Here is a 21,007-nt window from a genome sequence, read left to right on the forward strand (position 1 = left end):
CCGTGGCCGGACCGCGACCGGCGCCCGACGACGTCCCGCCGCTGATCGCCACCCCCGACCAGCGGCTGCGGGTGTTCGTCTCCTCGACGCTGGAGGAGCTGGCCGCCGAGCGTCGTGCGGTCCGCGCGGCGATCAGCCGGATGCGGCTCACCCCGGTGCTGTTCGAGCTCGGTGCCCGGCCGCACCCCCCGCGCGACCTCTACCGCGCCTACCTCGCGCAGAGCGACGTCTTCGTCGGCATCTACGGCGACCGCTACGGCTGGGTGGCGCCCGAGATGTCGATCTCCGGGCTCGAGGACGAGTTCGAGCTGTCGGCGGGCAAGCCGCGGCTGCTCTACGTCCGCCGCAGCGCCCCGGACCGCGACCCGCGGCTCACCGACCTGATCACCCGGATCCAGGCCGAAGGCGGCGCCTCCACCACGCCCTTCGACGACCCGGAACAGCTCGCCGACCTGGTGGCCGACGACCTCGCGGTGCTGCTCACCGAGCGCTTCGCCGTCCCCGCCGCTCCCCCACCGGGCCTGTCCGTCGGCTGGCTGCCCACCCCGTCCACCCCGCTGGTGGACCGGGCCGCTGAGCGGAGCCTGCTCGCCGGGTTGCTCGACGACCAGGGGGTCCGGCTGGTCACCGTGACCGGCCCGGGTGGCACCGGGAAGACCCGGCTCGCGCTCGCGGTCGCGGAGCAGCTGGTCGCCGCGCGGGACGCCGTCTGGTGGATCGACCTGGCCCCGCTGCGCGACCCACGCGAGGTGCCGGTCACGGTCGCCGCAGCGCTCGGCGTGACCGCGGAGGGCCGTCGTCCCCTGCTGGACGCCGTCGCCGACCGGCTGGCCGGCCTGCGTGCGCTGCTCGTGGTCGACAACGCCGAGCAGGTGCTGGGCGCCGCTCCCGCCGCCGCGGCCCTGCTGGCGCGTTGCCCGGGCACTCAGCTGCTGGTGACCAGCCGGTCGGTCCTCGGACTGCGCGGCGAGTACGACGTACCGCTCGGCCCGCTGGCCGTCCCCCGTCCCGGCGAGGACCGCCCCGACCGGGTGTCGGCCGCGCCCGCGGTGGAGCTGTTCGTGGCCCGCGCCCGGCGGGCCGACCCGTCGTTCGCGGTGACCGGAGCGACGGCGGCGGCGGTGGGCGAGGTGGTGCGCCGGCTCGACGGGCTGCCGCTGGCGGTCGAGCTGGCCGCGGCGCGGGTGCGCACCCTGCCGCCGGCGGTCCTGCTGCGCCGGCTGGGGCGCGCCCTGGACCTGCGCGGGGCCGACGTCGACGCCCCCGACCGGCAGCGCACCCTGCGGGACACGATCGCGTGGAGCCACGAACTGCTCGGGGAGTCCGAGCGGGCGCTGCTGGCCCGGCTGTCGGTCTGCGCCGGCGGCTGCACCCTCGACACCGCCGAGGCCGTGGGCGCGGACGACGACGACCTCGACGTCCTGGAGACGCTGTCGGCGCTGGTCGGACACAGCCTGGTCACCTCCAGCGACGCCGAGGGCGGTGAACCGCGCTTCCGGATGCTGGAGCTGGTCCGGGCGTTCGCCGCCGAGCGGCTGCGCGAGCGCGGTGAGGAGGAGGCGACCCGCGAACGGCTGGCCGAGCACCTGTCCGCCGTCGCGCGGGAGGCCGGCGCAGCACTGTCCGGACCCGACAGCCGGCCCTGGCTGGCCCGCCTGGAGGCCGAGGCCGCCGACCTCGAGGCGGCACTGCGCTGGGCGGTGGAGCACGACCGGGCCGAGCTGGCCGTCCGGCTCGCGGCGCCCCTGGCCCGCTGGTGGTGGGCCCGGGGCCTGCTCGCCGCCATGGCGGAGCTGGCCGAGCGGACGGCGGACCTCCCCTCGGCCAGCTCCCTGCCACCGGACCTGGCCGGCCAGCTGCTGTGGGCCCGCGGGGCCACCCGCGTGGCGCTCGGCCGGACCGACGAGGCCGAGCCGCTGCTGCGGCAGCTGGTGGCCGACGCGCAGTCCCGCGACGACCCCTGGCTGCTCGGGCACGGCCTGAACGGCCTGGCGATGACCCTGCCACCGGGCGATGACCAGCTCGCACCCACCCTCGACGCGGCGGTGGCCGCGCTGCGCCGCAGCGGTGACACCTGGTCGGTGGCATTCGCGCAGCTGTTCCGAGGGGCCGTCGCGGTCCTCGCGGGACGGCCGGAGGAGGCGACGACCATCCACGGAGAGGCGCTGGAGCTGGCCCGCGCGCTGGGCGACGACCACCTCGCCGCCACCGTGAGCGACCAGCTCGGGCTGGACGCCCTGCTCTCCGGGGACCCGGCCGCGGCGCGGGTCCACTACGCCGAGGCGGCCGTCCTGCACCGGCAGGGGCGGGACCTGGAGGGGCTGGCCTACTGCCTGGACGGTCTGGCCGGCCTCGCCCTGGCCGAGGGGGACGCCGCCCGCGCCGCCCGGCTCTCCGGCGCGGCGTCCGCCGCCCGCGCCGAGCTGGGCGTGGTCATCTGGCCGCCGCTGCGACCGCTGGCCCGGCAGCTGTGTGACGCGATCGCCGGCGCGCTGGGGCCGGACGAGGACCGCCGGCAGCGGGCGGCCGGGGCGGCGATGGGCCCGTGGGCGGCGCTGGACGAGGCCCTGCCACCTCCCGGCGGATGAGCGGTCAGCGGCCGGCCGCCCGGCTGCGCTGCTCCTGGGCCGTCGCGTAGGCCGGCGCGCGGAACCGGGCCATCGGCCCGTCGGGGACCAGCCCCGGCGGCGGGTTGCGGACGGCGTCGAACTGCAGGTCCGGGTCGAAGTCGGCGACCGGGCCCAGCAGCCGCAACCGGCCGAAGGGCAGCCACTCCCCGCTGCCTCGGGCGACGGAGAGCACGAAGACGGGCCGGCGCGCGGCGACGGCGGCCGCGAGGGCTCCCGGGTCCGACGGGAGGGGCGCGGTGCCCGGCTCCGGCGTCGCGGCGAACAGCAGCGTCCCGGCGTCCGAGCGGTACCCCATGATCGAGGAGTAGGACGATGCCGCGTCCCGCCGCAGCACCGTCCCGCGGCGGGTCAGCCGCCCCTGGCCGGCGCTCGACAGCAGCAGGTCGACCGGCCGGTCCGGGCCCGGCACGCGCACGGCCAGTCCGAGCAGGTCCGGCAGACGCAGCGGCAGCCCCGCACCGCGCGACAGCCGCACCGCGGCCGGCTGGCTGCCCTCGGCGGCCAGCCACGGCACGCCCCAGCCGGCCGGGCCGCCGGAGCGTTCCAGGACGGCGTCGAGCACCACCCCGCGGGGATGCATCGGCTTCCCCCGGCGCCAGCGGGCCAGCGCGCCCAGCGGAACGGCGACCGCGCGCCCGGCCACTCGGGGCAGGTCCAGCACCGGCGTCCTCCTCAGATCGACTGCTCCCGCTCCTACCCCGGCGGACCGACTTCCGCGCACGGGTCTCAGCGCTCGTCGCGGCCACTACCAGGGTCGCGACCGGGCGCGCGGGAGCGGGCACATCCTGTGCAACGCGACCGAGATGTTCGGGGGCATTTGCCCACGCTGACGGCGTGACACGGACTGGTCCGGCGCTTACGTTCAGTACATGTTCACGACGCTCTTGGTGATCGGCGGTGTCCTCGTCGGGCTCGTCGCCCTGCTCGCGCTCATCGTCAGCCTGAGCGCTCGCCCCGCCCCCTCCCGGGGGCCGGCGAAGAGCGGCACGGGCTGGGTCGCCGACACCGGCCGCACCCACCCGGACGCGTGGTCGCCCCCCACGGCGGAGATCCCGGCGGCGCGCTGACCACCTCCTGAACCGGCGTCCCGGCGGCTGCGGGCAGCGCGCCGCCGGGACGCTCCGGCTTCCGTGACGGTTCCCCTGTTGCGGAACGTCGACGTACGTCACCATCGGACTGCGTCCGCCCGCTCACCCTGAGTGGTTCGGCGCAGCGAGGTCGACATGCTCCGGCAGCGCGCAGCACACCGCGCCCATCCCCGGCTGCGGGCAGCCGGACTGCTCCTGATGATCCTCCCCCTGGCCGGCGCTCTGGTCGCCGCCGCGCTGATGCCCTGGGTGGTCGGCCCCGGGATCGCGGCCAGCAACTCCGCGTCGCTGCTGGCCCCCCTGCCGGTCGAGCTGACCGACGCCACGCCGCCGGGCAACACCGCCGTCCTGGCTGCCGACGGCTCGCTGATCACGCACTTCTACCGCAACAACCGGACGCCGGTGGCCGCCGACCAGATCGCCGACGTCATGGAACAGGCACTGGTCGACATCGAGGACGCCCGCTTCTACGAGCACAACGGGCTCGACGTCGAGGGCACCCTCCGGGCGCTGGTGCGCAACCTCAGCTCCGGCTCGGTGCTCGAGGGCGGCTCGACCATCACCCAGCAGCTGGTCAAGCAGACGCTGCTGCAGGTGGCGGGCACCGCGGAGGACCGCCGCGCGGCCACGGAGCAGAGCCTGGCCCGGAAGCTGCGCGAGGCCCGGCTGGCCCTGGCGCTGGAGGAGACCTACGACAAGCAGGAGATCCTCACCCGCTACCTCAACATCGTGTACTTCGGCGAGGGCGCCTACGGCGTGCAGGCCGCCGCGCAGGCGTACTTCGGCGTGAACGCCGCCGACCTCACCCTCCCCCAGGCCGCCATGCTGGCCGGCCTGGTGCAGACCCCGACCGCCGACAGTCCCCTCGCCGACCCCGATCGCGCCCAGGTGCGCCGCAACCAGGTGCTCACCCGGATGCACGACCGCGGGCACATCACCGACCAGGAGCTGGCCGAGGTGTCGGCGCTGCCGGTGGAGACGAACCCGGCACCCTCCCCGCCCAACGGCTGCGTCGACGCCCTGATCGGCGGGTTCTTCTGCGACTTCCTGCAGCGTCACCTCACCCAGACCCTCGGCATCCCCCAGGAGCAGCTGGAGGACGGCGGGCTGACCGTCCGGACGACGCTCCGCGCGGACCTGCAGCGCTCCGGCGACGCCGCGGTGCTGGGCGCCGTCCCCCTCGGCGACCGGGTCGCCGCGGTGTTCACCGTGGTCGAGCCGGGCACGGGCAACCTCCTGGCCATGAGCGTCAACCGCGTGTTCGGCTTCGACGAGGCCGATCCGGCGCAGGAGTCGGTCAACCTCAACGTCGCCGCCAGCAAGGGCTCCGGCTCGACGTACAAGGTGTTCGTGGCCGCGTCGGCGCTGGAGCGGGGCATCCCGCCCTGGAACACCATCACGACGTCGAGCCCCTACACCTCGCGCGTCTACCGCAACGGCTTCGAGCCCTACACGGTCGAGAACGTCGGTGACCTGCCACCGACGCTGACGATGGTGGAGGCCCTGCAGCGCTCCTCGAACACCTACTTCGTCGCCCTCGAGGACCAGCTCGGCAGCGTCGAGGGCCCGGTGCGGGCGGCCCAGCGGATGGGCCTGACCTCCCTGGACCCGGTGGCCGACCAGGTGGTCGCCGAGAACCGCGGTTCCTTCACCCTCGGTCCGGAGGCGACCAGCCCCCTGGCGTTGGCCAGCGCCTACTCCACCCTCGCGGCCAACGGCACCCGGTGCGCACCGGTGCCGGTGGTGGAGGTCCTCGACCGGAACGGGCAACCGCTCACCCGCGAGGACGGCAGCCCGGTCGGCACCGGCGCCTCGTGCACCCCCGAGGCGGTGCCGCCGCCGGTGGCCACGACCCTCAACCAGATCCTGGTCGGCGGGTCGACGCTGCCCTGGGGCACGGGTCTGCGCGCGGCCATACCGGGCCACCAGGTCGCCACCAAGACCGGGACCGCCCAGGACCGGTTCTCCGTCGCCTTCGTCGGCTACACCCCGCGCTACGCCGGCAGCGTGATGCTGTTCAACCCGACGGCGAACGAGGACATCGGCGGGTTCGGCGGGGGCCTCGCCGCGCCCATCTGGCGGAACGCCATGTTCCCCGTCGTGACCGCGGAGCCGCCCGCGTTCTTCCCGCCGCCGGGGATCCCGCTGCAGCCGCCACCGCCCGGGCCGTCCGGGGGTCTGGGCGCCTCGGGCCCCGGCTGACCGGGCACCGGGGACTCAGCCCGCCGTCATCAGCTCCGCGGCCCGCTCGCCGATCATGACCGCGGTCGCCGCCGGCCCGCGGGAGGTCACCCGCGGCATGACGGAGGTGTCCACCACCCGCAGGCCCTCGACGCCGCGCACCCGCAGGTGCTGGTCGACGACGGCGCCGGGGTCCGAGGCCGGGCCCATCCGCGCGGTCCCGGCGAGGTGCACGGCGGTGGCCAGGTGCCGGCGGATCCAGCGGTCCAGCTCCCGGTCCGCGGCCAGGACGTCGTCGGGCAGGCCGGTGCGTGCGGCCACCAGGCCCGCCAGCGGCGGGGTCCGCAGCAGCTCGGCCGCCAGCCGCACGACCTCCCGCATCCGCCGCCGGTCGGACTCCTCGGTCAGGTAGCGGTACTCGATCCGCGGCTGGACGGCGGGATCGGCCGAGGCCAGGCTGAGCCGGCCGCGGCTGTCCTCCCGCTGCAGGGCCACGCCGAGGAACAGGTCGTCCCGGCGGCGGGCGGTGTCCAGCAGCCGGTGCAGCGAGGCGCCGCGGAGCGCCCGGAGCGTCGCTGCCGGCCGGCCCAGCGCACCGGCCAGCCCGGCGGTGGTGCGGTCCACCATCACCCGGCTGAAGGGCTTGAGCCACGGCAGGACCTCCAGGTCGCCGGCCACCGCCGACCCCTCGGAGGTCAGGTTGAGGGCGGTGTGCAGCGGGAGCAGCCCGGGTGGCATCGGCAGCCGCCGGGCCGGCTGCCAGGTGACGTAGAGGTCCGGGTGGTCGGTGAACTCCGCGCCCACCCCCGGCAGGTCGGCCACCACGTCGATGCCGACCGCGCGCAGATCCGCGGCCGGACCGATGCCCGACAGCAGGAGGAGCTGGGGTGACCCCACGGCCCCGGCGCTGAGCACGACCTCGCCGGCGCGCAGGACGCCGCCATCGGTCGCCACGCCGACGACCCGGCCGCCCTCCACGACCACCCGTCGGACGGCCACGCCCCCGCGCACGGTGAGCCCCGGCCGGTCCCGGCGGGGTGAGAGGTAGGCCATCGCGGTGTTGACGCGCATCCCGCCCGCCACGTTGAACGGGATCGGTCCCACCCCCGGCGGCCCGTCGGCGTTCTTGTCCGGCTCGTCCGGGAAGCCCAGCGCCGTGGCCGCACCGGTGAAGGCCTCGACCAGCGGGTGGCCTCCGGGCCGGCGGGTCACCGGCACCGGCCCCGCGCTGCCGTGCCCGGGGCGGGCGCCGTACTGGGCGTCGGCCTCCAGCCGCACGAACGCCGGCAGCACCGAGTCGTAGCCCCACAGGTCGTTGCCGTCGGCGGCCCAGCCGTCGAGGTCGGCGCGGGTGCCCCGGACGAAGTAGCCGCCGTTGAGCGCGCTCGACCCGCCCGCCACCCGGCCCCGCGGCACCGGGAAGGTGAGTTCCCCGGTGAGCTCCCCGGTGAGGTTCCAGTTGGCCGGGTGACCGGGCACCGCGGCGCCCATCGTCGCGGCGTCGGTGAGCACCGCCGGGAAGTCCGCGATGCCCGGGTGGTCGGCTCCGGCCTCCAGGAGCAGCACCCGCCGGCCGGCGTCGGCCAGCCGGGCGGCCAGCGGCGCGCCGGACGTGCCGGCCCCCACCACGACGACGTCCCAGTGGTCGTCAGGCATGTCCCCCTCCGCCCGACCCCGCGCGTCGAGGATCGGCCAGGCCGAGCACCGCGGGCAGGTCGAGGCGGCGCACCTTGCCGGTCGAGGTGCGCGGCAGCTCCTGCACGGGATGCAGGCTCTTGGGGCGCTTGGCCGGGGCCAGCCGCTCCCGGGCCCAGCCGGCCAGCTCCGCGGGGTCCGCCGTCCCCACGTAGGCGGCGACCACCCGCTGGCCCCACTCCGCGTCGGGCATCCCGACGACGGCGCTCTCCGCGACCCCGGGATGGGCGTCGAGCACCGCCTCCACCTCGGCCGGGTAGACGTTCACCCCGCCGGAGATGACGAGGTCCTCCCGGCGTCCGTCCAGCCAGACCACGCCGTCGTCGTCGACCCGGCCGAGGTCGCCCACGGTGACCCGGTCCTCGCGCCAGGCGGCGGCGGTCTTCTCCGGCGCCCGCCAGTACTCGAACCGCGCCCAGGGCGGCAGCGCACACCACAGCTGGCCGCGGTCGTCGGTCTCCAGGCGCCGGCCCGGGCGGGCGCGGCCGACGCTGCCGGGGTGCGCCAGCCACTCCCCGGGCGGGCAGACGGTGAACTGCGCCTCGGTGGAGCCGTAGAACTCCCAGACGCTGCCGGGCGGGAGCGCGGCGAGGACGGCGCGCTTGAGCGGCTCGGGGCAGGGCGCGCCGGCGTGCACCAGGCGGCGGAAGGAGGACCAGTCGACGTCGGCGCGGGCGACGAGCCGCTGCAGGTGGGTGGGCACGCAGAAGGTCGTGGTCGGGTGCAGCGTGGAGATGGCGGCCGCGGCCCGCGCAGCGTCGAAGGGGCCGGGCAGCAGCACCTCGCCGCCGGCCAGCAGCGTGTGGACGGCGAACCGCAGCGGCGCCGAGTGGTGCAGCTGCGACAGCACCAGGTGGCGGTCGGCCGGCCCGAAGCCCCACAGGTCGATCTCCTCGGCGGCGAGCGCCCGGGCGTCGTCCTCGGCCAGGAGGCCGGACCACACGCCCTTGCGCCGGCCGGTGGTCCCCGACGTGTAGTGCATCGGCCGGGCCAGCGGCACGTCGGCCAGCGCGGCCTCGTCGCGGCCGGCCAGCAGCGAGGCCGGGTCGTCGTGCAGGTCCAGGCCGGGGTCGGCGTCCTCGGCCAGCGCCGCCCGCTCGGCCGCCGGCAACGCGGGGTCGAGCAGCACCGGGACGACGCCGGTGCGCAGCGCGCCGAGGACGACGGCCAGCAGCGCGGGCGAGGACGCCGCCGAGACCAGCACGCGGTCGCCGGGGCGCAGGCCCGCATCCCGCAGCGCGGCCGCCGCCCGCCGCTGGTCGCGCTCGCTGTCGGCCGCCCGGACGACCGCGGTGCCGCTCACGCCAGTCGCACCGCGCCCTCGAGCCGTCCCTCGACGGCGCCCTCGGCGAGCAGCTTGACGAGCGTCGCCCGGGTCGACTGGGCGGCGGCCGGCCAGACCGCCCGGGGCACCTCCGCGTACACGGCCGCGACCAGCTCGTCGACGGTGGCCGGCCCCTCCCGCAGGACGGCGAGCAGCTGCTGCTCGCGGGCCGCGCGGTGCGCCAGGTAGTAGTCGAGGACCGCACCCGGGTCCTCGGTCAGCTCCGGCCCGTGGCCGCAGTAGAGGGCGCTGGGGCCGAGCTCGTGCACCCGGCGCAGTGACTCCAGGTAGGCCAGCACGTCGCCCTCGGGGTGGGTGACGACCGACGTCCCCCGGCCGAGCACGTGGTCGCCGACCAGCACCGCGCCGGACTCGAGGCGGAAGGCCAGGTGGTCGGCGCAGTGCCCCGGCGTGGGGACGACGTCGAGCGCCGTGCCGGCCAGCGTCAGCCGCTCCCCCGGGGTCAGCACCCGTCCGCCGGGCCCGGCGACCCGCGGGTCGGCCGCGGCGACCTGCGCCTCGAACCGCCGTCCCCAGGGCAGGGCCGCCTCGGCGTGGTCGCCGTGGTGGTGGGTGACCAGGACGGCGACGCAGCGGGCTCCCCGCCCGGCCAGCGCCGCCTCGACCGCGGCCAGGTGTGCCGGGTCGTCGGGGCCGGGGTCGACGAGCACCGCCTGCCCGCTGTCCGGGGCGCCGACGACGTAGGTGTTGGTGCCGTCCAGCGTCATCGGCGACGGATTGGGCGCCAGAACCCGGGTCACCAGCTGCTCGAGCTCCGCCGTCCGGGGCATCGTCCCGGGCGCCGGGAGGTCCCACGGGAGGCGGGGGTCGGCGGGGGTCTGCACGTCGGGGACGGTAGCCGCGCCGCTCCGTCCGGGTGCGGGCGGCGGCTACCGTGCCGCACATGCGCTCGCCTGTCCGCCTGTTCCGCTCGGCCGTCGCCGGAGCCGCAGCCGTCGTCGTGCTCACCGCCTGCGGCGGCTCCGGGGACGAGGACCCCGCCGCGTCGTCCAGCGCCTCCTCGTCGGGCTCGTCGAGCGCCTCGTCGTCCGCGCCCAGCTCGACGCCGGCCCCCGACCCCGCCGCGGCCGAGTTCTGCACCCAGGTGAGCGCGGCGTTCCAGGAGCTCTCCACGACGCTGGGCACCGCCACCCCGACGGAGGTCGCCGGCCGGCTGCCCGAGGTCGTGGCCACTCTCGAGTCGGTCCAGGCCCCGGCCGACATCGCGCCGGACTGGAACGCGCTGATCGACGGCCTCCGCCAGCTGGCCACCACCGCCGGGTCCCTGGACCTGACCACCCCGGAGGGCCAGCAGCAGTTCAGCGACGCCGAGGCCCAGCTGACCGCCCAGCTCGGCACGGCCCAGACCAACCTCACCAGCTACGTGGTGGCCAACTGCTCCCTGGCCGTCCCCACGCCCACCGGCTAGACGAAGGACCCCCCTGCCCCCACCGCTCGCGAGCTCGCAGCGGGTCCCTGCAGGGGGCCGCGCTCAGCAGCCGCTGAACGCCACCCCGCGGGCCCGGAGCCACGGGGCCGGGTCGATCTGGCTGCCGTACATGGAGCCGCCGGGGTGGACCTCGAAGTGCAGGTGCGGGCCGGTGGACTGGCCGCGGTTGCCGACCTCGGCGATCTCCTCGCCGGCGACGACCCGCTCGCCGGCCTCGACGTAGTAGCTGTTGACGTGGCCGTAGACGGTGATCGCGCCGTCGTCGCCGCGGATGTAGACGGCGTAGCCGAAGCCGGTCGCCGTGCCGGCGCGCTGGACGACGCCGGAGTGAGCCGCGTAGACGGGGGTGCCGATCGGTGCGGCGATGTCGACGCCGCCGTGCAGGGCGCCCCAGCGCCAGCCGAAGCAGCTCGACGTCCGGCCCGACGTCGGCTTGACGTAGGGCCCCGAGCCACCCGAGCCGCCGGAGCCGGCCGACGAGCCGGAGCTGCGGGACCCGCCCGACGCGGCCGAGCGGGCCGCGGCGGCCGCGGCGGCGGCCTCCTGCGCGGCGCGACGAGCGGCCTCCGCCGCGGCGGCCTCCTCGGCGGCCTTCTGGGCCTGCCACTGCTGGTAGGCGTCGCGGGCACCCTGCAGCTCCAGCAACCGGATCTGCGCGGCCTGGAGCTGCTCGTCGTAGGCGGCCTTCTGCGCCGTCACCTGCTCGTAGGCGCTCCGCTGGGCGGCCAGCTGGCCGTCAGCGGCGGCCTTGGCCTCCGCGGCGGCCGTCTCCGCCGCGGCCATCTGGTCCCGGGCCGCGCGGGCGGCCGAGTCGGCGTTGGCCTGCTGGACGCGGGCGACCTCCAGCTGGCCCAGGACGTCGAGCTGGTTGTCCGAGACGTACTCGAGCATGGCGGCCCGCTGGATCAGCTCGGCCGGACCCTCCGCGTCGAGCAGCACCGCGGCGGTGGACAGCGTGCTGCCGCCCATGTAGCTGTCCCGGGAGAAGCCCGCGATGCGGGCCGTGGCCGCGGCGACGGCGTCGGCGGCCGCCTGCAGCTGACCCGCGGTGCGGTCGGCCTCGGCCTGCGCCTGGGTCAGGGCCTCCTCGGCGGCGAGGTAGGCCGCACCCGCGGCCTCGGCCTGGACACCGAAGCGCTCCAGCTCGCCCTCGGCGGCGGCCACCAGCGCGGCGATCCGGCCGACCTCGGCGGCGACGGCCTCCTGCGTCGTCTGCGCCTCCCCGAGCTGGGAGTCGGTCGGGTTGGGCGGCGGCGCCGGCGCGGCGCCGGCGGGGGCGATGGTGCCCAGGAGCACGGCGCCGGTGACGGCGCCGGCCAGGGTGATCCGCAGCGCCCGCGTCCGCGGACGGCGTCCCGGGCCCCCGGTGGGGTCGGACGCGCGCCGGTGGGGACGGCTGAGCAGCATGACGCTCCCTGGGGAAGAGGGGAGTGGAGTCGGCGCAGCGTCGCATCGTCACGCCAGGTGACAAAGCCAACACGCGGCACAGTGGTCACACTGCGCTCGTCAGCCCGCCCGGTCCACTTCTGTCCCTCTTGTTGTCGTCACCCGTCGGGGTGACCTTGAGGGCTGCCGTCAGCTTTCTGGAGAAGGCGACCGTTCCAGTTCCGTCGTCAGCTCCGCGAGCTCCGCACCGCCGGCCATCAACCGGGTGATCTCCTCGACGCTGACCTCGCCCTTCGCGAAGTCGCCGAGACTGCGCCCCCGGCCGAGCAGGAGGAAACGGTCCCCCACGGGGTGCGCGTGGTGGGGGTTGTGCGTGATGAAGACCACACCCACCCCCCGGTCGCGCGCCTGGCTGATGTAGCGCAGCACGATGCCGGCCTGCTTCACCCCCAGCGCCGACGTCGGCTCGTCCAGGATCAGCACCCGCGCACCGAAGTGGACGGCGCGGGCGATGGCCACCGACTGCCGCTCCCCGCCGGAGAGGGTGCCCACGGGCTGGTCGGGATCGCGGATGTCGATGCCCATGGCCAGCAACTCCCGGCGCGTCGTCTCCTTGGCCGTCGCGGAGTCGAACCGGCGGAACGGGCCGCGGCCGCGCGTGGGCTCGGCGCCCAGGAAGAAGTTCCGCCAGATGGCCATCAGCGGGATCATCGCCAGGTCCTGGTAGACGGTGGCGATCCCGGCGTCGAGGGCGTCCCGGGGAGCACCGAAGGACACCGGCGCCCCGTCGAGCAGCACCTCGCCGCGGTCGGGCGGGTGCACCCCGGCGAGGACCTTGATCAGCGTGGACTTGCCCGCCCCGTTGTCCCCGAGCACGCAGGTCACCTCGCCCGCGCGGACGGTGGTGCTGATGCCGTCGAGGGCGATGACCGAGCCGAAGTCCTTGCCGACGCCCCGGAGCTCCAGGAGCGGTGCCGCGCCGCTCCCCCGCACCGCGTCGGTCACCGCCGGGCCGCCTCGGCGTAGCGCCGGACCAGCCGGTTGGCGAGGACGGCGAGCAGCAGCATGACGCCGAGGAAGAAGTAGAACCAGTCCGCGTCCCACCGCAGGTAGACGATGCCCAGCTGCGTCATCCCGAAGATCAGCGCACCGAGGGACGCCCCGACGGCCGAGCCGAACCCGCCGGTCAGCAGGCAGCCGCCGATGACCGCCGCGACGATGTAGATCAGCTCCTGGCCGATGCCGGTGTTGGCCTGCACGGAGGTCAGCCGGACGGCGAGGGTGACGCCGACGAACCAGGCCGCGGTCGCCGTGGTCATGAACAGGGTGATCGTCGTCCGCCGGGCCGGGACGCCGACGTTGCGGGCGGCCACCTCGTCCCCGCCGGTGGCGAACACCCAGTTGCCGAACCGGGTGCGCAGCAGCACCCAGGTGGCCAGGGCGGTGGCCAGCACCCACCACAGGACAGCCACCCGGAACTCCACGCCGGCGATCTCCAGGCGGGAGGCGAACACCCACTCCGCGCTGCCGTAGCCCGCCGCCCCGGCGATCCCGGCCGCGGTGACCGTGCCGGTGAACAGCTTGGTCAGGCCCAGGTTGAGGCCCTGCAGCATGAGGAAGGTGCCCAGCGTGATGATGAAGCTGGGCAACCCGGTGCGGGTCACCAGCCAGCCGTTGAGGAACCCGATGGCCAGCGCCACCACGAGGGCGACGGCGATCGCCAGCCAGATGTGCTGCTCGAACTCGACGGCGACGATGCCGACCGTCAGCGCCGTCGTGCCGGTCATGACGCCGGCGGACAGGTCGAAGTGGCCGCCGATCATCAGCAGCGCGACCGCGACGGCCATGATGCCCAGCGTCGAGGCGGGGTCCAGCCAGTTCGCCACCCCGGACAGCGACCGGAACACCGACGACTGCAGGGCGAAGAACGCGAAGATCACCACCGCGCCGATGAGGGCGCCGAGTTCCGGCTTGACCAGCAGCCGGCGCAGCGGGCCGACGGCGGCCAGGCGCTCGTCGGCCCGCCGCGGAGCCTCCGTCGTGGCGCTCAGCGGGTGCCGGCCGAGGCCAGGTCGGCGATGGCGTCGACGTTCTGCGCGTCGACGATGCCGGGGCCGGTGAGCACCGGCTGCCCGCCCCCGACGGTGTTCAGGTTCTCCGCGTACAGCTGGAGCATCACGATCGGCAGGTAGCCCTGCTCGTACTGCTGCTGGTCGACGGCGAAGGAGATGTCGCCGCCCTGGATGCCGGTGATGACGTCCTGGTTGAGGTCGAAGGTGGCCACCTGCGCGTCGGAGCCGGCGTCGGAGACGGCGGCGACCGCCACCGCGGCCACCGCGGAGTTCAGGGTGAGCACCCCGTCGATGGTCGGGTCGCTCTGCAGCTGCGAGGTGATCGTCGACTGCGCGGACTGCAGGTCGTTGATGTCCACCTGCAGCGGGGTCAGCTGACGGCCCAGCCCCTCGGCGGCGCCGCCGCAGCGCTGCTCGTGGCCGATGTTGCCGGCCTCGTGGATGACGCAGAGGACGTTCTGCGCGCCGTCGGCGGCGAGCCGCCGGCCGGCGCCCTGACCGGCGATCACCTCGTCCTGGCCGACGTGGCCGATGGCGCCGAACTCCGCCGACCGGTCGCCGCCGGAGTTGATCGTGACCACCGGGATGCCGGCGTCGACGGCCGCCTGGATCGAGTCCTGGAGCGCGTCGGGGTTGGCCATGGAGACGACGATGCCGTCGACGTCCTGGTTCACCGCGGCGTCGATCAGCTGGGACTGGCGCTGCGGGTCGCCGTCGCTCTGGTAGTCCACCGACACCCCGAGGTCCTCCCCCGCCGCCTCGGCGCCGTTCTGCACGACGTCCCAGAAGGCGTCGCCGGCCGAGCCGTGGGTCACCACGGAGAAGGACAGGTCCCCGCCGTCCCCGCCGCCCGAGCCATCCCCGCTGTCGGCGGTGGCACTGCCGCCGTCGGTGGTGCAGGCGGAGAGCAGCAACGGCGCCGCGACCGCGAGAGCCAGCAGTCGCCTGGGTGCAGCCATGGGTCCTCCGTGGGCCAGCGGGGGTGTGCGATCCAGGATCATGCCCGCCCGCCCGGTCGGCCGGACGACGGACCCGCGTCCTGCCCGCCATCGAGCACCCGGTCGGGCGATCCTGGACCGTCCTACGCTCGGACCGTGGACGTTCTCGGCTCGGGTCACGAACAGGTCGTCTTCTGCTCCGACCCCGGCTCCGGCCTCCGGGCGGTCATCGCGATCTACTCGACGGCGCTGGGCCCGGCGCTGGGCGGCACGCGGTTCCACCCCTACCCGACCGAGGAGGCGGCGGTCGCCGACGCCCTCGCGCTGTCGAAGGCGATGGCCTACAAGAACAGCCTGGCCGGCCTCGACCTCGGCGGCGGCAAGGCGGTCATCATCGGCGATCCGCACACCGACAAGACCGAGGCGCTGCTGCGCGCCTACGGCCGGTTCGTCGAGTCCCTGGGTGGCCGGTACCTGACCGCCTGCGACGTCGGCACCCACAACGCCGACCTCGACGTCGTGGCCCGCGAGACCCGGTACGCGCACGGCCGGTCGGAGGCCTACGGCGGCTGCGGGGACTCCTCGGTGCTGACCGCCTACGGCGTCTTCCAGGGCATGCGGGCCGCCGCCGAGCACCGCTGGGGCAAGCCCTCGCTGGCCGGGCGCACCGTCGCGGTGGCCGGCGTCGGCAAGGTGGGCAGCTGGCTGGTCGACCGGTTGGTCGAGGACGGCGCCGACGTGGTGGTCACCGACGTCGACGCGGCCGCGGTGGAGCGGGTCCTCGCCCGCCACCCCGCCGTGGACGCCGTGGACGACACCGCGACGCTGGTGCGGACGCCGTCCGACGTCTACGCCCCCTGCGCCCTGGGCGGCGCACTGGACGACGAGACGGTCGCCGCCCTGGAGGCGGAGATCGTCTGCGGTGGCGCGAACAACCAGCTGGCGCACGAGGGCACCGCGGAGGCGCTGCTGCGGCGCGGCGTCCTCTACGCCCCGGACTACCTGGTCAACGCCGGCGGGGTGATCCAGGTGGAGGACGAGCGGCACGGGTTCTCCTTCGCCCGGGCCGAGGCCCGGGCCGCGGGCATCTTCGACGTGGCGCTGAGGGTCTTCCGCGCGGCCGACGAGCAGGGGACCTCACCGGCCGCCGCCGCCGACCGGCTGGCCGAGGAGCGCATGGCTGCGGTCGGCCGGCTGGCCACCATCCGCCTGCCGCGCTGAACCCCCGGCGCCGGGACGCCCACCGTCTCGTTCCTCCGCGGCGCCGTGGATGCAGGTCGCAGTCAGCGCCATTCCCCACTGCGGGCAGTGCGGAATGACGCCAGCCGCCCGTCCCGGCCCCGGTGGTATCGAGTCCCGGGATCGTGCACACGCAGTGGAGACGCGCCCACCGAGAGTCGAGAAATGGCGTCGCCCGATGCTGTCCGCGAGTAATGAGACCCACCCGCGATCACGCGCAGGAATTCGTCGATCGCGGGGTGCAATTGCCGACGGGGGCCGAGGTCGCGCCGGTCCCACATCGGGCCCGACATGCGGCACCGCCCACCAGTGGGAGCGTCGCGGCGGCCGCGTCCGCCCCGACCACCGTGGTGCTCCGAGGCCGCGCGCCCACTCGGTCGCAGGTCGCCGGTCCGACCATTGTCCGGGTCGAGGGTCGGGTGAGGGAATGTCGGGAAATGTATTCTTCCGTTACTGCACGGTATCGGTGACAGTTGTCGCGCCATGCTCCATCCCCACACAGTCACCCCGAGGAAAGCTCATGCGACGTAGCTTCACGGTCTCGGCCGTAGCCGCCACCATCATCGGGCTCGGCACCACGCCCGCGCTGGCGCACGACGGGAACGGAGACGAGGACAGGCACGGGCGCGGCGGGTTCGTACCGGTCGAGGAGATCGTCCCGGACTACTACGCGCCGGTCACGTTCGACGCATGCGGCGACACGATCACCATGGAGACCGGGGACGTGCGCCAGGTGGTGGCACGTCAGACCGTGTCGGCGGACAGCGTCTTCACGGAGTTCAGGGGCGGTTGGACGGTCGACCTCGTCCGCCACTCCGACCACGCCAGGATCGACGAGCTGGACATCTCGGGCGCGGGCTCGGACGAGACCCGCCCCGACGGGATCTCCATCTACCTGGAGGGGCCGTCCATCCTCTTCCCGATGGACGACCTCCAGCGCCAGGCGATGAGGGACGCCGGGATCGAGACCGACCTCGCTTACTACGAGCGCGGCGTGGTCGAGATCGAGGTCGCGCTGGACGCCGCGGGTGTGCCCGTCTCGGAGGAGTGGACCCGGGTCGACGCCCGTATCCGGGACCTGTGCACGCAGTTCGACAGGGACGACGACCACCGTGACGACCGGCACCACCGCGACCACGCGCGCACGCACCACGAGGGCAAGACGCACCACCGCGGCTGACCCGCTGACGGACCGCAGCGCCGGACCACGCCGGGGGTCCGGCGCTGTGCCGCGTACAGAGGGGGCGCGGGCGTCGGGCCCGGGGGCCCCGCAGCCGAGGAGCGCATGAGGGCGGTCGGCCGGCCGGCCACCATCCACCTGCCGCCGACCCGCGGTGCTGGGACCAAGGACCCCTCCCAACGGGCCCGCGAGGGCGCACTCTCGTACCACCCGAGCAGCGGGGATCCTCTCCTCGGGACGACGGGGTGTCCACATGAACGATCTGATGACCACTGCCCGTTGCCCCCGGTGCGGAGACGTCGCGGCAGTCGGCTGGACCTGGTGGGAGGACCCGCCAGGCGCCCGTGCCGTCGAGTACGTGTGCCCCGGCTCCTGTGACCTGACGGCGGAGGAGCTCGTCGTCAGGTTCCCCGAGATGCACCGCTGGGACTTCTGACCCCTCCCCGCGCCGGACGTCGCCGAGGGGTCGTTCGTCACTGTGACGCACCGACCGGAGCCGACCCTGGGCCCGGACCACCGCAGGCGCGGGCCCGGTCGGGACGCGCCGTCCCGCGGTGGTACCGGTCCACGGCTTCTCCGACGACCGAGGGCGGCAGGAGAGCAGGCGACGAGGGCCCCGGCCCGCTGACCGGCAGCGGTCCGGAGGCCGTGTCCGGAGCCGCACGTGCCCTGGGAGCGACCCCGGTCGGGCGACAGCAGGGGGAGACCCGTGCCCGCCCTCCGTCCGTGTCGTAAGCTCGGTCGAGACACAGTCACTCAGTCGGGGTCGCCAGGCGGGCCGTCCAGCCCGGAGCTGGACTCCCGGACTCCGTAACGAGGGGGTCGAGCCGATGGGGCGCGGCCGAGCGAAGGCCAAGCAGACACGCGTGGCCCGTGAGCTCAAGTACAGCTCACCGAACACCGATCTCTCTGCGCTGCAGAAGGAGCTCGCCGGATCCACGCCGTCCTACACCGCCCCTCCCCGGGCGACGGACGACGACGAGGACGACGACGAGTTCGTCGACCGCTGGGCGGACGACGACACGGACGACGACTGGGCAGCCAGCCGTTGACCACCACCTGAACAGCACGGTCTGACCACGAGGACACCGCGGCCCCCGGGGCCGCGGTGTCCTCGTCATGGCCAGACCCCGTGCGCTCGGCGGTCCAGCGACCGGGCACATCCGCGGATGTGCCCGGCCGGACCCGTCAGCGGTAGTCGCCGACCAGCTCCGCGGCGGCGCCCTCGGCCGGCCGCGGACGCACCGTGCCGGCGACCCAGGCCGGCACACCGCGGGAGCTCAACGTCCCCACGACGGCGTCGGCCACGTCCGGGGCGATCGCGGCGACCATCCCGACGCCGCAGTTGAACGCCCGCTCGGACTCCGCGCGCGGCACCCCGTGCTCCTCGAGCAGGCCGACCGCGGCCGGCAGGGCCCAGGTGCTCCGGTCCAGCACGGCCGCCAGCCCGTCGGGGACGACGCGGGCGGTGTTGCCGGCCAGCCCGCCCCCGGTGATGTGCGCGAACGCGTGCACGGCGTCGACGCCGAACTCAGCCACGAGGGCCAGGCAGTCCAGCGCGTAGATGCGGGTGGGCTCCAGCAGGACGTCGCCCAGGGGGCGGTCCAGCCCGGCCGGGGTGGCGGCGAGGTCCAGGCCCGCGGCGGCCACGACCCGGCGGACCAGGCTGTAGCCGTTGGAGTGGAAGCCGGAGGAGGCCATCGCCACCACGACGTCACCCTCCCGGACCCGCTCGGGGCCGAGCACCGCGTCGGCCTCGACGACCCCGACGGCGGTCGCGGCCAGGTCGTAGTCGTCGGGTGCCATCAGGTCCCCGTGCTCGGCGGTCTCCCCGCCGACGAGCGCCGCGCCGGCCAGCGTGCAGCCGGTCGCGATGCCGGTGACGATCGCGGCGATGCGCTCGGGCACCACCCGACCGCAGGCCACGTAGTCCTGGAGGAACAGGGGCTCGGCGCCGCAGGCCACCAGGTCGTCGACGACCATGGCGACCAGGTCGATCCCGACGGTTTCGTGCCGGTCCAGCTGGCGGGCCAGGGCGATCTTCGTGCCGACGCCGTCGGTGGAGGAGGCGAGCAGCGGCGCCCGGTACTTCGCGGTGTCCAGCGCGAAGAGACCGGCGAACCCGCCGAGCCCACCGACGACCTCCGGCCGGTTCGTCCGCTCCACCGCCGACCGCATGAGGGTGACGGCCCGCTCACCGGCATCGATGTCGACGCCGGACGCGGCGTAGGTGAACGGCTGGCTCACGGCCGGGCGAGGGCGTCGTCCGCACCGCCGGGGACGGCGGCGCTGCCGGCCTGCCGGCCGGTCCACCCGCTCACCGCGCGGCGCTCGATGCCCTCAAGGACGTGCTTGCCCAGGACCTCGGTCTCCCCGAGCGGGATCGGGTAGTGGCCGGTGAAGCAGGCCGTGCACAGCCGGTTGACCGGCTGCTCGGTGGCGGCGATCAACCCCTGCTCGGAGACGTAGGCCAGCGAGTCGGCGTTGATGGAGGCGCGCACGCCGTCGACGTCCAGGCCGTTGGCGATCAGCTCGGCCCGGCTGGCGAAGTCGATGCCGTAGAAGCACGGCCACTTGACCGGCGGCGAGGAGATCCGCACGTGCACCTCGACCGCCCCGGCCTCGCGCAGCATCCGGATCAGTGCCCGCTGCGTGTTGCCGCGCACGATGGAGTCGTCCACGACCACCAACCGCTTGCCGCGGATGACGTCGCGCAGCGGGTTGAGCTTCAGCCGGATGCCCAGCTGCCGGATGGTCTGGCTGGGCTGGATGAAGGTGCGGCCGACGTAGGAGTTCTTGACCAGGCCGAGCCCGTAGGGGATGCCGCTCGCCTCGGCGTACCCGACGGCGGCCGGGGTGCCCGACTCCGGGACCGGGATCACCAGGTCGGCGTCGGCCGGGTGCTCCCTGGCCAGCCGCCGGCCGATCTCCACGCGCGCCGCGTGCACGCCACGGCCGGAGATCGTGGTGTCGGGTCGGGCCAGGTAGACGTACTCGAAGACGCAGCCCTTCGGTTCGGCCGGGGCGAAGTGCTGGCTGCGCAGCCCGTCCTCGTCGATGGCGATGAGCTCGCCGGGCTCGACCTCCCGGACCACCGAGGCGCCGACGATGTCCAGCGCCGCGGTCTCGCTGGCCACCACCCAGCCCCGCTCGAGCCGGCCCAGCACCAGCGGCCGCACGCCCTGCGGGTCCCGGGCGGCGTAGAGGGTGGTCTCGTCCATGAAGGTGAAGCTGAACGCGCCGCGCAGCTTCGGCAGCACCTCCATCGCGGCGGCCTCGACCGGCAGGTCCGGATGGGCGGCGATGAGGGCGGTGACCAGGTCGGAGTCGGTGGTGGCCGTGAACACCCCGGAGACGCCGGCGTCGGCGGCCTGCACGGCCAGCTCCGCGGTGTTGACCAGGTTGCCGTTGTGGCACAGCGCCAGGCCCGTGCCGGCGACGGTGGTGCGGAACGTCGGCTGGGCGTTCTCCCACGTCGACGCGCCGGTGGTCGAGTACCGGGTGTGCCCGACGGCGAGGTGGCCGCGCAGGCTGCCCAGCGTCGGCTCGTCGAAGACCTGGCTGACCAGCCCGAGGTCCTTGTAGACGACGACCGAGGCACCGTCGGAGACGGCGATCCCGGCGGCCTCCTGACCGCGGTGCTGGAGGGCGTACAGACCGAAGTAGGCCAGCTTGGCGACCTCCTCCCCCGGCGCCCAGACCCCGAAGACGCCACAGGCGTCCTGGGGACCGGGAGACTGGGGATCGAGGTCGTGCGTCAGCCGTCCATCACCGCGAGGCACTTCCCGAGCCTACCCGGGTCCGGGCCCCGCCCCGGACCCGGC

General features: G+C 75.2%; 17 protein-coding genes. 7 read left to right on the forward strand and 10 right to left on the reverse strand.

Annotated elements, in window-relative coordinates; translation table 11 throughout:
• Positions 1-2 precede the first annotated feature (2 nt).
• Positions 3-2,588, forward strand: a complete 2,586-nt coding sequence (locus GCU56_RS17925) for a DUF4062 domain-containing protein (RefSeq protein WP_163483109.1) — start codon at positions 3-5, stop codon at positions 2,586-2,588.
• A gap of 4 nt (positions 2,589-2,592) precedes the next feature.
• Here GCU56_RS17925 and GCU56_RS17930 read toward each other — a convergent pair whose 3' ends face one another.
• A complete protein-coding gene (locus tag GCU56_RS17930) occupies positions 2,593-3,291 on the reverse strand; it encodes a phosphodiesterase (protein ID WP_163483110.1) in 699 nt (232 codons plus the stop codon).
• Positions 3,292-3,499: 208 nt separating this feature from the next.
• Here GCU56_RS17930 and GCU56_RS17935 point away from each other — a divergent pair, with 208 nt between their 5' ends.
• Positions 3,500-3,697, forward strand: a complete 198-nt coding sequence (locus GCU56_RS17935; RefSeq protein ID WP_163483111.1) for a hypothetical protein — start codon at positions 3,500-3,502, stop codon at positions 3,695-3,697.
• A gap of 156 nt (positions 3,698-3,853) precedes the next feature.
• Complete coding sequence (locus GCU56_RS17940) at positions 3,854-5,920, forward strand: transglycosylase domain-containing protein (RefSeq protein ID WP_163483112.1); 2,067 nt, start codon at positions 3,854-3,856, stop codon at positions 5,918-5,920.
• 15 nt (positions 5,921-5,935) lie between these two features.
• Here the strand turns inward: GCU56_RS17940 and mftG are convergent, their stop codons facing one another.
• Genes mftG through GCU56_RS17955 form a run of 3 tightly spaced genes read right to left on the reverse strand, consistent with a single transcriptional unit; the run spans position 5,936 to position 9,763 of the window.
• Positions 5,936-7,555, reverse strand: coding sequence for a mycofactocin dehydrogenase MftG (mftG, locus tag GCU56_RS17945; RefSeq protein ID WP_163483113.1), 1,620 nt, complete (start codon positions 7,553-7,555; stop codon positions 5,936-5,938).
• The gene (locus GCU56_RS17950; protein ID WP_163483114.1) at positions 7,548-8,897 is read right to left on the reverse strand and encodes an AMP-binding protein; all 1,350 of its coding nucleotides are present in this window, start codon (positions 8,895-8,897) and stop codon (positions 7,548-7,550) included. Before GCU56_RS17950 ends, mftG begins: the two co-directional genes overlap by 8 nt.
• Entirely contained in the window at positions 8,894-9,763 is an 870-nt protein-coding gene (locus tag GCU56_RS17955) for an MBL fold metallo-hydrolase (protein WP_163483115.1), read from the reverse strand. The genes GCU56_RS17950 and GCU56_RS17955 overlap by 4 nt, the downstream gene beginning before the upstream one ends.
• A gap of 59 nt (positions 9,764-9,822) precedes the next feature.
• Between GCU56_RS17955 and GCU56_RS17960 the strand changes: the two genes are divergently transcribed.
• Entirely contained in the window at positions 9,823-10,347 is a 525-nt protein-coding gene (locus GCU56_RS17960; protein WP_163483116.1) for a hypothetical protein, read from the forward strand.
• Between the two features lie 63 nt (positions 10,348-10,410).
• On the opposite strand, the gene GCU56_RS17965 is transcribed toward GCU56_RS17960, so the two are convergent.
• The 4 genes from GCU56_RS17965 to GCU56_RS17980 form a co-directional block, all read right to left on the reverse strand.
• Positions 10,411-11,775, reverse strand: a complete 1,365-nt coding sequence (locus GCU56_RS17965; RefSeq protein WP_163483117.1) for a M23 family metallopeptidase — start codon at positions 11,773-11,775, stop codon at positions 10,411-10,413.
• A 168-nt stretch (positions 11,776-11,943) separates the two neighbouring features.
• Positions 11,944-12,759: an ATP-binding cassette domain-containing protein gene (locus tag GCU56_RS17970; RefSeq protein ID WP_163483118.1), complete on the reverse strand. Its 816-nt coding sequence runs from the start codon at positions 12,757-12,759 to the stop codon at positions 11,944-11,946.
• Positions 12,756-13,697, reverse strand: a complete 942-nt coding sequence (locus GCU56_RS17975; RefSeq protein ID WP_345771919.1) for an ABC transporter permease — start codon at positions 13,695-13,697, stop codon at positions 12,756-12,758. The genes GCU56_RS17970 and GCU56_RS17975 overlap by 4 nt, the downstream gene beginning before the upstream one ends.
• 104 nt (positions 13,698-13,801) lie before the next feature.
• A complete protein-coding gene (locus GCU56_RS17980; protein WP_163483119.1) occupies positions 13,802-14,785 on the reverse strand; it encodes a sugar ABC transporter substrate-binding protein in 984 nt (327 codons plus the stop codon).
• A 135-nt stretch (positions 14,786-14,920) separates the two neighbouring features.
• Between GCU56_RS17980 and GCU56_RS24755 the strand changes: the two genes are divergently transcribed.
• The 3 genes from GCU56_RS24755 to GCU56_RS17995 all read left to right on the forward strand — a co-directional run bounded on the left by GCU56_RS24755 (position 14,921) and on the right by GCU56_RS17995 (position 18,235).
• A complete protein-coding gene (locus tag GCU56_RS24755; protein ID WP_163483120.1) occupies positions 14,921-15,985 on the forward strand; it encodes a Glu/Leu/Phe/Val dehydrogenase dimerization domain-containing protein in 1,065 nt (354 codons plus the stop codon).
• A gap of 538 nt (positions 15,986-16,523) precedes the next feature.
• Entirely contained in the window at positions 16,524-17,183 is a 660-nt protein-coding gene (locus tag GCU56_RS17990) for a hypothetical protein (protein ID WP_163483121.1), read from the forward strand.
• Positions 17,184-18,013: 830 nt separating this feature from the next.
• Positions 18,014-18,235, forward strand: coding sequence for a DUF3073 domain-containing protein (locus GCU56_RS17995; protein WP_163483122.1), 222 nt, complete (start codon positions 18,014-18,016; stop codon positions 18,233-18,235).
• Between the two features lie 136 nt (positions 18,236-18,371).
• Here GCU56_RS17995 and purM read toward each other — a convergent pair whose 3' ends face one another.
• On the reverse strand, positions 18,372-19,430 hold the full coding sequence (purM, locus tag GCU56_RS18000; RefSeq protein WP_163483123.1) for a phosphoribosylformylglycinamidine cyclo-ligase: 1,059 nt from the start codon (positions 19,428-19,430) through the stop codon (positions 18,372-18,374).
• On the reverse strand, positions 19,427-20,965 hold the full coding sequence (gene purF / locus GCU56_RS18005; protein ID WP_163483124.1) for an amidophosphoribosyltransferase: 1,539 nt from the start codon (positions 20,963-20,965) through the stop codon (positions 19,427-19,429). Before purF ends, purM begins: the two co-directional genes overlap by 4 nt.
• Positions 20,966-21,007 lie beyond the last annotated feature (42 nt).

Origin of the sequence: Geodermatophilus sabuli, assembly GCF_010686765.1 — a bacterium.
Taxonomy (GTDB): domain Bacteria; phylum Actinomycetota; class Actinomycetes; order Mycobacteriales; family Geodermatophilaceae; genus Geodermatophilus; species Geodermatophilus sabuli_A.

Bases quoted from the DNA above. Each gene is read 5' to 3' on its own strand.
- GCU56_RS17935 (WP_163483111.1), top strand. From the start codon at position 3,500: ATGTTCACGACGCTCTTGGTGATCGGCGGTGTCCTCGTCGGGCTCGTC.
- GCU56_RS17940 (WP_163483112.1), top strand. From the start codon at position 3,854: ATGCTCCGGCAGCGCGCAGCACACCGCGCCCATCCCCGGCTGCGGGCA.
- mftG (WP_163483113.1), bottom strand. From the start codon at position 7,555: ATGCCTGACGACCACTGGGACGTCGTCGTGGTGGGGGCCGGCACGTCC.
- GCU56_RS17960 (WP_163483116.1), top strand. From the start codon at position 9,823: ATGCGCTCGCCTGTCCGCCTGTTCCGCTCGGCCGTCGCCGGAGCCGCA.
- GCU56_RS17965 (WP_163483117.1), bottom strand. From the start codon at position 11,775: ATGCTGCTCAGCCGTCCCCACCGGCGCGCGTCCGACCCCACCGGGGGC.
- GCU56_RS17980 (WP_163483119.1), bottom strand. From the start codon at position 14,785: ATGGCTGCACCCAGGCGACTGCTGGCTCTCGCGGTCGCGGCGCCGTTG.
- GCU56_RS17990 (WP_163483121.1), top strand. From the start codon at position 16,524: ATGCGACGTAGCTTCACGGTCTCGGCCGTAGCCGCCACCATCATCGGG.
- GCU56_RS17995 (WP_163483122.1), top strand. From the start codon at position 18,014: ATGGGGCGCGGCCGAGCGAAGGCCAAGCAGACACGCGTGGCCCGTGAG.